Genomic DNA, 11995 nt, shown 5'->3' with positions numbered 1-11995 from the left:
ATGGTACTCCGCGGGAAACCGCGTGGGAGAGTAGGTCGCTGCCGGATTCTTTTTGAAAGCCCCTGGTGCCGCAAGGCGCCGGGGGCTTTGTCTTTGCGGGCTTGGGATGCCGGCCTCGGACGCGTGCTTCGTCGTGGATTGATCCGACGGGATGCGAACGTACTGGTGCCTGGCTTTGAGGCTGGCCTGACCCTGGCTGCTTTTGCTTGAGTGACGCTCCTTCCCCCTCTCTGGACAGGAGCTCTCGCATGCATCTGCTTCGAATCTACGCCGCTGGGCTGTTCGCGTTGGGGCTCTTGCTGGCGCCCGCGGAGTCCAAGGCGCAGCAGTCCGGCGTCCGCCTGGGCGTGGGCGCGGACTACTGGGTGGACACCAGCGCCGCGTTCAACTTCACGCTCGGCGTTGAAGGGCATGTCGCGGGCCCCCTCTTCGTGGGTGCCCGGTTCGGCGCGGTGCTCGTCACGGACGGCAACATCATTGGCGTCCCGTTGGACATCTCGCTCCGCGCGACGCTGGGGCGGACCGTCTACATCGAGGGGCTCGCGGGTCCGTGGATCTTCTTCAAGGGGGACACCTTCAAGGCCCACGCGGCGTTTGGCTTTGGCCTCCAGGGCAAGGCCGCGAGCATCGGCGTCGAAGTGGGCTACCTCGATCCGAACCCCATCATCGGCTTGCGGCTGGGCTACAAGTTCTGAGGCCGTCGTGCCTCAGTAGTGCGGTGGCCGCTCCTGCTGGCGGGCATCCACCAGGCCCGGCTCGGCGTCCAGCTTGCGCTTGAGCCGGTCCAGCTCCGCACGGAGCGCGTCGATGACGCGCCCCTGCTGGTAGAGCACGTCGCTCAGCTCCTGCAGCAGCTCCTGCTGCTGCGTGTAGCGGATTTCCAGCTCGACCAGGCGCTTGTCTTCCATTGCCGTCTTCTCCGCTCGGGGACCGTGCCCCATGAATACCCTTGAACACCTGCAGCGCGCCCGCGAGCTGCTTGGACGCGGACAGCCCGAGCTGGCCGAGTCCGCGCTGAGTGACGCCATCGATGCGGCCGTGGCGGCGGAGGACCTGGTCCTCCTCACCCAGGCGCGGTTCGCGCTGGGGGAGTTGCTCTTCCAGCAGGGCCGCGATGAAGAGGCAATCCCCTTCCTCCAGGCCGTGGTGCGCACCGAACGGGCTGACGGGTCCGTGGACGCGCCGGTCATCGCCTCGGCGCGGATGCTCCGCCAGATTCGGGGGCAGGAGCCGCGTTGAAGCAGCCCCCGCGCATCAGGGCAGCCGGCACTGCTCCCGGATGGCGTCCATCCGCTGCGGGAAGCGCCGCTCCAGGTCCGTGCGCGTCAGGCGTGCTCCCTCGAGCCTTCCTGCCTTCACCTGGAGGGTGCAGAGCGTGGCCAGCGCCCGTGTGTCGGATACGTCCAGCCGGTCCGCCTGTCGCAGGGCCTCCTCGGCGGCGGTTTCATTTCCCAACTGGAACCAGGCGATGCCCAACTGGAAGTGGCCTTCCGCGAGCTTCGGGTCCTTCTGTACCGCCTGCTGCAAGAGCCCCACGGCTTCGCGGCTCCGGCCTTCCTTGCTGAGCACCAGTCCCTGTTCCACCAGGAGCCGCGCCGCGGGGACCTTGCCCTCCAGGGAGGTGAAGACTTTCAGGGCGTCCTCGGGTTTCCCCATCCGGCTGAGCAGCCGGCCGTAGCGCACGCCGATGAGGGGATCGCCTGGAGTGCGGCTGTAGGCCCGGGACAGGGCCTCCGTGGCGCCCTCGACGTCGCCCTTCTGTTCGCTCAGGTCCGCCCGGAGCAGCTCCGGCCGTGGGTCCGCCGGCGCGAGCTTCCGCGCCTTTTCGAGTGACTGGTCCACGCAGCGGGTCATCCGCTCCCGGTCGCAGATGCGCGCGAGCAGGAGCTGGGTCTCCAGCGCGTTCGGGTCTCGCCGCTCGGCTTCCAGGGCCAGGTCGTGCGCTTCCGCCGGGGCATCGCGCAGGAGCTCGGCGGCCTCCCGCAGGTCCGCCGCCGTCGCCTTGTCGTTGTGCTTCAGGGGCACCAGGAACCGCAGCCGGCCTTCCACGCTCTCCGTGGCTCGCGCGATGGCCAGCTCCTGCTCCGGCATGTCGCGGGGCAGGAACAGCGGGATGACGTGGATGGCGAGCGCCACTCCGCAAACCCAGAGGACGCCTCGGAGACCCTGGCTCCGGCGCCGGCCGCTCCGCTCCCCTGGTTCGTTCGATGGGTCGCTCATGGGGCGTTTCTAGACGGCTCGGAGGTGCGGGCGCAGCCCCGACGGCAGTTCCAGCTCGCAGCTCCAGCAGAGCTCGAAGTTGGCGGGGTTCTCCTCGCCACAGCGTGGACAGGTCACCGAGCGGCTGGCGGCTTCCTGGTTGGCCTGGAGCTCCGCGAGGACCTGGCGCCCGGCCTCCAGTTCCTGGGGCCACAGCCACAGCTCCACCCAGGCCTCGGTGCTGGGAATCTCTCCGCTCAGCGGGACCAGGGACTCGCCGCGGATGTCGACCGAGAGCCCGGCTGATTCCAGGGCTCCCGCCAGCATCCGCGCCTCTCCGACCGTGCGGTGCACGGAGAACTGCACGCGCTTCATGCTTCTTGTCTGTCAGAAGCGCGCCTCCAGGGCAACCGGCCCCGGCTGCTCCCCTGCTGGGCCTCGGGCGACGCGGCCCTCACGGACCGTGCGGCCTCCGTCATTCATCGTGACGCAGTTGGTGCGGCAGGACGGCGTGGGCGTGGCGGGGGGCCCGCGCGTGGAGCTCCGCCGACAGCAGGGCGTCCAGCTCCGCGAGCAGGCGATCATAGCCGCCTCCCTTCGCGGGCAGCCGCTCGGTGGCGAGCCTCAGCCGGGGCGTCTCCTCGTCCTCGAAGGCCAGGGTCACCGCCAGGATGTCCGGGCCTCCTGCCTGGGACGCGAGGGTGGCGGGTTCGGGCTCCCGTTGCAGGGGTTCCAGCAAGGGGGCCAGCCGGTGGATCTCCTCCGGCGTCAGGTCCCGCTCCACCACCGGTTCGCCCTGCTCCAGCACACGCAGGTGCTTGAGGCCCTCCACCCGCAGCGCCTGGGCCCCGGTGTTCGTCTGGCCACTGCGCTCGTAGGTCACCGTCTTCACGCGCCGCACCTCCTCGCGGTCAAGGAGTAGGCATTCGCATCCTCCCCGGCATCCGAGGGAGACCCCGGCGAGTGCTCCCGGTCCGTCGGGGACAGCCCGAGCGACGGGTGCCGGACACTGTGCAGCGCCCCCTGGGCCCCTGCGCTTCCTGGGGGCGTCTCCCTACCGTGCCTTCGTCCGGGCGCCCATGTCCGGACACACGGAGGACGCCGAACGATGAGCAAGCACAAGAACCCGACCCCGAATGATCAGCGCTCCAACACGAAGAACCCCGAGCGCCCGGAGCACAAGTCCGCCCAGGACAACCGCTCCAACCAGATGAACCCGAACCGTCCTCCGAACCCGCCGTCCCACACGCCCTCGCACGGCGGTGGCATGACGGGCGGGGACGACTCCTCGAAGCGCTGAGCGGAACAGGAGAGGCCGGCCGCGCGTTCGGGCCGGCCCCTCCGGGGGTGTTGTCCTAGCGGACGCGCGGTGAGCACTCGCCTTCGCCGCGGTAGTGGCCCACGGTGCGCACGAGCGCCGTTACGAAGTCGCGCAGCGTCCGCACGCTGCCCGCGCCTCCCGTGCCGTACTGGCCCGAGGGCAGCGACGTCAGGTTCACCAGGCCCAGCTCATCCAGGGTGATTTCGCCGTCCGGCCCGACGATGCCCGTGCTGTCCGCCGCGGCGATGGCGTCGAAGCGCATCTTCGCGTCCGGCGACTGGAGGTCGTCGAAGAACAGGTGGTCGCCGTGGAGGGTGAGCTGCACCGTCTCCGTGCTGCCCTTGGGCACCGTCACTCCGCTGCCGAGGTCCTCGTTCTCGCAGTGCTCGTAGAGCGTGTTGGTGGCGAAGCCCCAGTGGAAGCGCTTCGTCACGGTGCCCTTGGTGGCCGTGCCCTCGACGTAGACGGACCAGCCTTCGGTGTTCATCCGCGTCACGTCCTCCGCGTCCGCGTTGCCGGCGGTGGCGTCCGCGACGGGGGCGATGGCGTAGCTCACCTCGTCCCATTCCTCAGCGGCCAGGTCGTTGAACGTCGCGACGTTCACGGGGCCCGGACGGTGCACGTCGTAGACCTTCGCGGCCGTCTGCCCGGCGGCGGTCTCTCCCTCGTGGTTGGCGACCTTCAGCTCGCCCAGCTTCACGAGGAACTTGTCGTACTTCACCGTCCAGCCGTCCTCGAAGGCGCTGGCGGGGATCTCCTTCTCGATGAAGTCCTCCCCATACGCGGTGAACGTCACGTTGCCTTGACCCGACGAGCAGGCGACCAGGGCCAGGCAGGACACTCCCATCAGCCAATGCTTCTTCATTGCGCTGCTCCTTCCACCCACGTCACGACGTAGGCGCTGGTGTCTTCCACGCCGCGCACCAGGCCGTTCTGGGCCTGGCTGTTGGCGGGGAAGGTGGAAACGCCAGCCGCGTCCGGAGGCGACGCGGTGGCGAAGTCGATGCGGTCCATCCATTTCCCCAGGTCCACCGCGATGCGCACGTGGCCCGTCTCCTGCCGGAGGTCGCGCTCGAAGCGCACGCCTTCAATCGCCTTGGGCAGGTCCACCGCCGCGTCGAAGCGCACCGTGGCTCCGGAGGTGTGCGTGGCGGTGCCTCGCACGTGGGCGTGGTGGCCTCCGAGGACGTTCCGCGCGTCCGTGGCCGCCGTGGGCGTCACGAGCGTCAGCTCCAGCGAGCCGTATGAACCGGTGACGGCGTTGGCGTTGCCCAGGTTGCCACCCGCGAGCAGATCCACGGTCTGGGCGTTGAGCACCTCTCCCAGGGCATCGCCGGGGACATAGTGGCCTGGGTGCGCGTTCGCGGTGCCTCCAATGAGCGAGTACCAGTCGAGGCGGGGGAGGCGTCGAGACAGCAGCACGCGGCCTTCGAAGAAGCGCACCGAACCCACGGAGAGCTGCGCGGCTTCGGGCGTCACCGTCCAGCCGTACTCGTTGGGGGCCGTGGGCGCTGTCGCCGTCATCGTCACGGCGAAGGTGCGGCGCTCTGCCTCGGTCTTGCCGCCGCAGCCCAGGCTCATCAGGGCCACGAGCAAGGCCAGCACAGTCGGGTTCATCACAGGTGGACCTCCAGGGTGAGCGAGGCCACGCGTGGTGCCCCCGCGGTGAAATGTCTGGCTGGAACGAGGCTCGGCTGGGCGGTGGGGTCGAAGCGCGAGCTGTAGACGAACTCGCCGTCCCGCCAGCGCGTGTTCAGCAGGTTCTTCACGTCGAGCCGCAGCGCGAGCGCTCCTCGCCGCAGCGCGGCCTGCACGTCCGCGAGGAACACGGTGTGGCTGTATTCGTCGTAGGGCAGGGGCCTGGGGCCGATGAGCGTGAGGCCCGTGCCCAGCGACAGCACGGAGCCGATGCCGGGCAGCGGCTTCTCCCAGCCGAGGTCCGCTCGGGCGACCAGCGGCGCGAAGTAGGGGAGCCTCGCGTCCGTCTTCGTCACCGTCGCGTTCGCCACCGTGGCGCTCAGCGCGGCCGTGACGCCTTCGAGCGGACGCGCCTGCAGCGACGCGGAGATGCCCGTGCGCAGCGTCTCTCCCGTGAAGACGGTGGTGCCTACCGTGTGGTCGAAGAAGAAGTCGTCCGCCACCCGCGAGCCGAAGACGCTCGCCTGGAAGGACATGCGTTCGCCGTCCTTCCGCGTGCCCAGCTCCGCGCCGTGCACGTTCACGAAGGGCGCCTGCTCTCCCTCCGCGAGGCTTCGCGCCTGTGGCGAACGGAAGCCGTCTCCATAGCTGGCGAAGAGGGCCCACGTGTCCGTGAGCGCGTATTCGACGCCGGCCTTCGCGCCCCAGTGCACCCCGAAGGCGCTGCGCGAATAGCCCTGTCCGTCGTAGTAGCGCGGGTCCCGGAAGGCGAGCGCGTCGAAGACCTCCACGCCCAGCGCGTCCGCGCGGCCTCCCAGCCGGAGGGCCCAGCGGCCCAGCGGGAGTCTGGCCTCGGCGTAACCCCAGACATCCGTCTGCGTGAGGTCCGCGTCCACTTCGTCCGCGAAGAAGGTGCCGTCCGTCTCACGGTAACGGCGTTGCGTCTGGTGGATGCCGTCGCGCCTTCCTCCGAGCCCCAGCTCCAGTGCGATGGGGCGGTCGAAGAGGGTCACCTGGCGGCGGTGCTCGGCGCGCAGGCCCAGCGTGGTGCCGTCGTGGGTCTGCTCCAGGCCGTCACCCCGGTCGTCCACCCGGTAGCCCGTGAAGTTGTTGCGCAGGCGCAGGTCCGAGAGGATTCCGAAGGCCTCGATGCGCGTTCGCGCGGTGCCCTCGCGCGGGAGGTCCACGCCGACGAGGAGCTGGTGCCTGGAGACCGTGCCTCCCTGACGGTCGAAGGAGCCGGAGTAGAAGGTCCGGCGGCCGGCTTCGAGGTCGTCCTCTCGCACCACTCCGGGGGAGTCGAAGCGCGTGACGTAGCTGCCTCCCAGGATTCGCGCGCTCAGGCCTTGGCCCAGGTCCAGGTTCGCCTGGGCGAGGAGCGTGGCCCGTCCGTAGCCTCGCTGCGGGCCGAAGCCGTCGCTCTCTCCGATTTCCGCCGCCGCGAAGGTGCCGGGGTCTTCTCCCGGGCGCACCGTCACGACGAGCCGGCGCGTGTTGAACTGTCCCAGCGTGCCCGCGAACTCCACGCCCTTCTCGCGCGCGCCCAGGTCCATGCGCACCGTTCCCGCGACCGCGAAGTCGCCCTGGAACGCGCGGTAGGCGCCTTCCGTCACCTCCAGCGATTGGACGAGCTCCGGGATGATGAAGTTGGTGTCCGCGTAGCCCAGCGCGTGGATGTGGCTCACCTCGTTCACCGGCAGGCCTCCGACGTTCAGCTCCACGTCCTGGCCGTGGAGCGCGTCGAAGCCCCGGAGGAAGAGCTGCTGCGCCTTGCCCTCGCCGCTGTGCTGCGAGGCCACCAGCCCCGGGACGACCCGCAGCACGTCCGTCGCGTTCGTGCGCGGCGCCGTGTCCAGGATGTCCCGGCCGATGGTGACCTCGGCGGCGCTCTGGGCCGGGCGCGTGCCCCGCACCACCGTGGAGCGCTGCTTCCCGGGGACCTCCGTGGGCTGTGGCTGTTCGGGTTGCTGCTGTTCTGGCGTGGCCTCTGGCCCCTCCTGGGCGGCGGGCATGGCCGAGGGAAGACTCGTCGAGAGCGTGGCGAACGCGATGAGCAACAGGGTCACGGTGGATGGCACGAACAGACGACGACACGTCCCCGGCGCGCGTCGGGACGCGCTCCAGGGCGTGCGGGTTGAAAGGACAGACGACACACGCCCGCGCAGGCCCGTGCCTGGCCAAAGCCAGACGGTCCGCGCGCTCGCGAGTCATGCTTGCGTTACGGAGGCCCGAGGAGGACTAGGGGCCCTGCGGCATCGCCGCGGACCGCAACCGCTGGCCCGGCGACCACTCCGGGCTCCGCTCCGGCGCCACGCGCCAGGACACCCAGCGCGGCTTCGGCGGCACGAACACCGTCCAGCTCGCCGCCACCGCCAGCAGGTGCTCCACCGAGCCCGTCAGGTGCTGGTGGCCGTGGCCCCGCTTCGCTCCGTCCGGCGTGTCCTGCCCGGACTCCGCCGGACAGGGGGCCTTCGCCGCCTCACACGTGACCGGGGTGCGGTGGACGTGGGTGCTGGCGCCGTGCTCGTGGCGTCCCAGGCCTCCGCCGTGTCCCACCACCGCGTGCAGCACCGGCGCCACCGCGAGCCCGTACACCAGGACCCACAGCCCCAGGAACGCCAGGTCTCGTCGGTCTCGGGAGTCCCACACGGCGGTTCGGGGGTACGGCGGCGGAGCGTCCAGGACGGGGGAGGTGAGGCGGTCGCCTGCCTATCCGTCCTCCCCACGACACGCAAGGCCACCTCCGCCGCTCGCTGCGAGACAGTTCCCTGCCGCCCGGTCCCATCACCCCGTGGACCTCTTGACGCATTGCATCGGAATCCGCTGCGGCCGCAGACTTCCCGTCATAGACTCCTGGCGTGCGTTCCGACTCCGCCGCGCTTCGCTCCCTGCCTGCCTCCACGGAGGTTCCCGCCCCGCCCTCGCGCGCCGACCGTCTGCGTGCGCTGGGCAGTGAGTCCTTCGACCTGCTCGTCATCGGCGGCGGGGTGACGGGCGCGGGGGCCGCCCGGGACGCGGCGCTGCGGGGCCTGAAGGTGGCCCTGGTGGAGCGCGAGGACTTCGCCAGCGGGACGTCCAGCCGCTCGTCGCGCCTCATCCACGGCGGCCTGCGCTACCTGGAGCACGGGCACCTGGGGCTCGTCTTCGAGTCGAGCATCGAGCGGCGCCGCCTGCTCCACCTGGCGCCCCACCTGGTGCGCCCGCTGGCCTTCGTCTGGCCCGTCTACGAGGGGGCTCGCGTGCCGCGCTGGAAGCTCAACGCGGGCCTGATGCTGTACGACGCCCTGTCCCTGTTCCGGAACGTGAAGGCGTATCAGCGCCTGTCGCTCAAGCAGGTGGTGGAGGCCGAGCCCGGCATCCGCGCCGAGGGGCTCAAGGGCGGCGCCCGCTACTACGACGCGGCCACGGATGATGCCCGCCTCACGCTGGCCAACGCGCTGGGCGCGAGCGAGGCCGGCGCGGTGGTGCTCAACCACGCCTCCGTGAAGCGGCTGGTGCTGGAGGACGGCAAGGCGAAGGGCGCGGTGGTGGTGGATCACCTCACCGGCCAGGAGCACACCGTGCGCGCGCGCGCAGTCGTCAACGCGACCGGCCCCTGGAGCGATGAGATCCGCCGGCTGGATTCGCAGCAGGAGCGCACGGGGCCCTCGGTGCGCGGCAGCAAGGGCGTGCACATCGCCGTGCCCCGCTCGCGGCTGAACATTGGGGACGCGCTCACGCTCCTGTCGCCCGTGGATGGCCGCGTGATGTTCATCCTCCCCTCGGATGCGTTCACGCTCATTGGCACGACGGAGACCGCCACCCGCGCCCACCCGGCCGAGGTGCGCGCGAGCGAGGCGGACGTGGCCTACCTGCTCTCCTCCGCCAACGCCTTCTTCCCGAGCGCGAACCTCACCCGCGAGGACATGGTCAGCGCGTGGGCCGGCATCCGCCCGCTGGCGGCGAGCGGCTACCACGGCAACAGCGACGCGGGCAGCGCCAGCCGCGAGCACGCCATCGACGTGAGCCCGTCCGGCGTGCTGGCCATCAGCGGCGGCAAGCTCACCACCTTCCGGGTCATGGCCCGCGACGTGGTCAACGCCGTGGAGCGCCACCTGGCCCTCCCGCACAAGAAGCCCGTCACCCACGAGCAGCCCCTGCCGGGCGGCGACATCCTCAAGCTGGACGCGGAGCTCGCGGCGGCCAGGCAGGCCGTGGGGGACGCGGCCACGGGCGAGCACCTGGTTCGCGCGTACGGCAGCCGCTGGCCCGCGGTGTGGGCGCTCACCCGCGAGTCGCCCGAGCTGGCCGAGCCGCTCGTGGAGGGCCTGCCGTACCGCCGCGCCGAGGCCGCCTGGGGCGTGACCCACGAGATGGTCCAGACGCTGGCGGACCTGCTCATCCGCCGCCTCAAGGTCGCGTTCGAGACGCGCGACCAGGGCCGCGCCGCCGCCGTCCGCGCCGCGGAGGTGATGGCGCCGCGCCTGGGCTGGGACGCGGCGGAGACCGAGCGGCAACTGGCGGCCTACGCCGTGGATGCCCAGCGCATCTTCGGCGTGGATCCCTCCGACGCCTGACGCCCCGCCAGGTGGCCGGGCCCGGTGCGTCATGCCGACGCACGAGGTCCCGCCCGAGCGAGGCGCTCCCCCTTGAGCGTGAGCGTTGAGCGCCTCACGTTGGACCGGCACCGGATGGCCGTCGGGCGCACGACAGCCGCCCGAGCAGTCGTCCTGCGTCCATGCTTAAATCGTCGTGGGAACGGGAAGCAGGGCCGGCCCGTTCCTTTCGGCCCCCTTTCCGGGGGCGGCGGGTCACGGCGCGGTCGTCCACGTTGGCCGGGCGAAGGAGATACACCCCATGAAGCGTTGGCTTTGGCTTGGGCTCGGGTTGTCCGGTCTGGTGGCGAGCGGCTGTGGCGAGGAGCCGACCCCCATCGACGTCCTGCCCCAGGAGTGTCCAGGCACCGAGGAGGTGTCGCTGCCGAAGCCGGGGGTCTCCCCGCTGAGCACGGACACGGCGCCGGACGGCGTCATCATCACCTACAAGCCGAAGGTGACCGCGAGCGCGCTGGCCGCGTCGGCGGACATCGCGGCGGCCGTGGAGCGCGAGGGCGGCACGGTCATGCGCCGCATCCCGAACATGAACGTGGTGTCCGCGCGGCTGTCGCCGGAGGCCATCTCCGCGCTGAAGCTCCGCCCGGACGTGGTCTCCGTGTCGCCCAACCGCCGCGTGCGCGCGATGGGCCTGCCCACGCCCCCGCCGCTGGCGTCGTGGCAGGGCATGCTCAACACGCAGGGCTCGGTGGGCGAGTACACGGAGGGCCTGAAGATGATCCAGGCCCCGCAGGTGTGGGACGCAAACAACGACGGCGTCATCGACACCGGCGCGCCCACGGGCGAGGGCGTGAAGGTGTGCGTCATCGACAGCGGCTGGGACAGCAAGCACCCGGAGCTGAAGGCGGCGTTCCTCCTGGGCAAGGACTTCGTCGACAAGGACGATGACCCGTCCGACCAGAGCGAGTCCCAGGGCGTGGTGACGGTGGGCGGCGGCCACGGCACGCACGTGGCCGCGACCATCCTGGCGCAGTTCGGCGCGGGCTCCGGCGCGCGCGTGGCGCCCGGGGAGGAGCCGAACGGCGTGGTGGGCGTGGCGCCGGGCGCGTCCCTGCTCGTCGCGCGCGTGCTGGACACGGACGGCGGCGGCCGCACGGACGACGTCATCGCGGCGGTGGAGTGGTGCCACTCGCAGGGGGCGAAGATCGCCTCGCTGTCCCTGGGCGCGCAGGACCCGTCCGAGGCCGAGCAGCTCATGTTCGAGAAGGTCTGGGAGAACGGCAACGGCATGCTGTCCGTGGCGGCCAGCGGCAACGACGGCAAGATGGGCATCGCGTATCCGGCCGCGTACCTGCCGTCCGTGATGGCGGTGGGCGCGGTGGACCTGCAGGGCGAGTACGCGCCCTTCTCGCAGTTCGGCCAGGAGCTGTCCGTGGTGGGGCCGGGCGTGAACGTGCTGAGCGCCACGGTGCTGGGGGCGGCGTCGCTGTCCTCGGTGACGGCGTCGTCGTCACCCATCAGCTCGTCGCCGCTGTCGTACACCGCGCAGGGCACGTACACGGGCCGGCTGGTCGACTGCGGCCTGGGCGCGGACCGCGCGGCGTGCGGTGAGGCCGCCACCTGCGACGGCTTCGTCGCGTACGTGGACCGCGGCGACCTGTTCTTCGAGGAGAAGGCGCGCAACGTCATCCAGGCCGGCGCCCGCGCGGTCATCATCGGCAACAACGTGGAGGACGACGGGGACGGCAACTTCACGCTGGGCTCCGCGAACTCGCACTGGGTGCCCACGGTGTCGGTGTCCATGGCGGCCGGCGCGTCCCTCAAGAAGATGGTGGGCCAGGACGTGACGGTGTCCATCACCGGCCTGGACTACCAGCGCGAGTCGGGCACCTCCATGGCCACCCCGCACGTGTCGGGCGTGGCGGCGCTGGTGTTCAGCGCCCGGCCGGACCTGAGCGCCGCGCACGTGCGCGCGGTGCTGGAGAAGACGGCGCTGGACGACAAGACGACGCCGGGCAAGGACCCGAAGTACGGCTACGGCCTGGTGCAGGCGGCCAAGGCCGTGGAGCTGGCGCGCACGCTGCCCCCGGGCGGCGGTCCGCTCCCGCTGCCGTAGCGGCGCGCCGTTCGCGCCCGTGGGCCCGACGCCCCCGTGTCCCTTCGTGGGGCCGGGGGCGTTCGCTTTTCTGCCGGGCAGGCGCCGGGTCGGGGTCTGGCGCTCCGGACGGACAGGCGACCGCCAGGGCCGAGGGCCGGTGGTTCGCGCCGGGTGCGCGTGCACCTTCCCAAGAAGGGAGGCACGCGG

The 11995-nt window shown here is 71.3% G+C and carries 13 protein-coding genes; 5 read left to right on the top strand and 8 right to left on the bottom strand.

Annotated features, from left to right (window positions below):
- Window positions 1-248 precede the first annotated feature (248 nt).
- Window positions 249-695 (top strand): hypothetical protein, encoded by a 447-nt coding sequence (locus K8556_RS34320; protein WP_223744330.1) that lies wholly within the window; start codon window positions 249-251, stop codon window positions 693-695.
- A 12-nt stretch (window positions 696-707) separates the two neighbouring features.
- Here the strand turns inward: K8556_RS34320 and K8556_RS34315 are convergent, their stop codons facing one another.
- A complete protein-coding gene (locus K8556_RS34315; RefSeq protein ID WP_120553911.1) occupies window positions 708-908 on the bottom strand; it encodes a SlyX family protein in 201 nt (66 codons plus the stop codon).
- A 31-nt stretch (window positions 909-939) separates the two neighbouring features.
- On the opposite strand from K8556_RS34315, the gene K8556_RS34310 reads away from it, so the two are divergent.
- Window positions 940-1239: a hypothetical protein gene (locus tag K8556_RS34310; protein WP_014392969.1), complete on the top strand. Its 300-nt coding sequence runs from the start codon at window positions 940-942 to the stop codon at window positions 1237-1239.
- Between the two features lie 15 nt (window positions 1240-1254).
- On the opposite strand, the gene K8556_RS34305 is transcribed toward K8556_RS34310, so the two are convergent.
- From K8556_RS34305 to K8556_RS34295, 3 genes are all read right to left on the bottom strand, one after another.
- The gene (locus K8556_RS34305; protein ID WP_223744329.1) at window positions 1255-2136 is read right to left on the bottom strand and encodes a tetratricopeptide repeat protein; all 882 of its coding nucleotides are present in this window, start codon (window positions 2134-2136) and stop codon (window positions 1255-1257) included.
- 93 nt (window positions 2137-2229) lie between these two features.
- On the bottom strand, window positions 2230-2574 hold the full coding sequence (locus tag K8556_RS34300; RefSeq protein ID WP_171447791.1) for a hypothetical protein: 345 nt from the start codon (window positions 2572-2574) through the stop codon (window positions 2230-2232).
- Between the two features lie 100 nt (window positions 2575-2674).
- Entirely contained in the window at window positions 2675-3091 is a 417-nt protein-coding gene (locus tag K8556_RS34295; RefSeq protein WP_223744328.1) for a hypothetical protein, read from the bottom strand.
- A 216-nt stretch (window positions 3092-3307) separates the two neighbouring features.
- Here K8556_RS34295 and K8556_RS34290 point away from each other — a divergent pair, with 216 nt between their 5' ends.
- Window positions 3308-3499, top strand: a complete 192-nt coding sequence (locus K8556_RS34290) for a hypothetical protein (RefSeq protein ID WP_223744327.1) — start codon at window positions 3308-3310, stop codon at window positions 3497-3499.
- 55 nt (window positions 3500-3554) lie between these two features.
- On the opposite strand, the gene K8556_RS34285 is transcribed toward K8556_RS34290, so the two are convergent.
- The 4 genes from K8556_RS34285 to K8556_RS34270 form a co-directional block, all read right to left on the bottom strand.
- Window positions 3555-4385 carry a hypothetical protein gene (locus K8556_RS34285; RefSeq protein ID WP_223744326.1) on the bottom strand — a complete coding sequence of 277 codons (831 nt, stop codon included), beginning with the start codon at window positions 4383-4385 and terminating at the stop codon, window positions 3555-3557.
- Window positions 4382-5137 carry a hypothetical protein gene (locus K8556_RS34280; RefSeq protein ID WP_223744325.1) on the bottom strand — a complete coding sequence of 252 codons (756 nt, stop codon included), beginning with the start codon at window positions 5135-5137 and terminating at the stop codon, window positions 4382-4384. Before K8556_RS34280 ends, K8556_RS34285 begins: the two co-directional genes overlap by 4 nt.
- Window positions 5137-7170 carry a TonB-dependent receptor gene (locus tag K8556_RS34275; protein ID WP_255652936.1) on the bottom strand — a complete coding sequence of 678 codons (2034 nt, stop codon included), beginning with the start codon at window positions 7168-7170 and terminating at the stop codon, window positions 5137-5139. Before K8556_RS34275 ends, K8556_RS34280 begins: the two co-directional genes overlap by 1 nt.
- A 226-nt stretch (window positions 7171-7396) precedes the next feature.
- Window positions 7397-7807 carry a hypothetical protein gene (locus K8556_RS34270; protein WP_223744324.1) on the bottom strand — a complete coding sequence of 137 codons (411 nt, stop codon included), beginning with the start codon at window positions 7805-7807 and terminating at the stop codon, window positions 7397-7399.
- Between the two features lie 209 nt (window positions 7808-8016).
- On the opposite strand from K8556_RS34270, the gene glpD reads away from it, so the two are divergent.
- The gene (gene glpD / locus K8556_RS34265) at window positions 8017-9714 is read left to right on the top strand and encodes a glycerol-3-phosphate dehydrogenase (protein WP_223744323.1); all 1698 of its coding nucleotides are present in this window, start codon (window positions 8017-8019) and stop codon (window positions 9712-9714) included.
- Window positions 9715-9994: 280 nt separating this feature from the next.
- Entirely contained in the window at window positions 9995-11806 is a 1812-nt protein-coding gene (locus K8556_RS34260; RefSeq protein WP_223744322.1) for a S8 family serine peptidase, read from the top strand.
- The last annotated feature ends 189 nt before the right edge of the window (window positions 11807-11995 follow it).

Origin of the sequence: Corallococcus sp. AS-1-12, assembly GCF_020036995.1 — a bacterium.
Lineage (GTDB): Bacteria > Myxococcota > Myxococcia > Myxococcales > Myxococcaceae > Corallococcus.
Note: the sequence above shows the minus strand (reverse complement) of the source record. Positions and strands in the feature narration are given on the sequence as shown.

Coding starts and splice junctions, on each gene's coding strand:
- K8556_RS34315 (WP_120553911.1), bottom strand. CDS start 908: ATGGAAGACAAGCGCCTGGTCGAGCTGGAAATCCGCTACACGCAGCAG.
- K8556_RS34320 (WP_223744330.1), top strand. CDS start 249: ATGCATCTGCTTCGAATCTACGCCGCTGGGCTGTTCGCGTTGGGGCTC.
- K8556_RS34300 (WP_171447791.1), bottom strand. CDS start 2,574: ATGAAGCGCGTGCAGTTCTCCGTGCACCGCACGGTCGGAGAGGCGCGG.
- K8556_RS34310 (WP_014392969.1), top strand. CDS start 940: ATGAATACCCTTGAACACCTGCAGCGCGCCCGCGAGCTGCTTGGACGC.
- K8556_RS34290 (WP_223744327.1), top strand. CDS start 3,308: ATGAGCAAGCACAAGAACCCGACCCCGAATGATCAGCGCTCCAACACG.
- K8556_RS34285 (WP_223744326.1), bottom strand. CDS start 4,385: ATGAAGAAGCATTGGCTGATGGGAGTGTCCTGCCTGGCCCTGGTCGCC.
- K8556_RS34280 (WP_223744325.1), bottom strand. CDS start 5,137: ATGAACCCGACTGTGCTGGCCTTGCTCGTGGCCCTGATGAGCCTGGGC.
- K8556_RS34260 (WP_223744322.1), top strand. CDS start 9,995: ATGAAGCGTTGGCTTTGGCTTGGGCTCGGGTTGTCCGGTCTGGTGGCG.
- K8556_RS34275 (WP_255652936.1), bottom strand. CDS start 7,170: ATGCCCGCCGCCCAGGAGGGGCCAGAGGCCACGCCAGAACAGCAGCAA.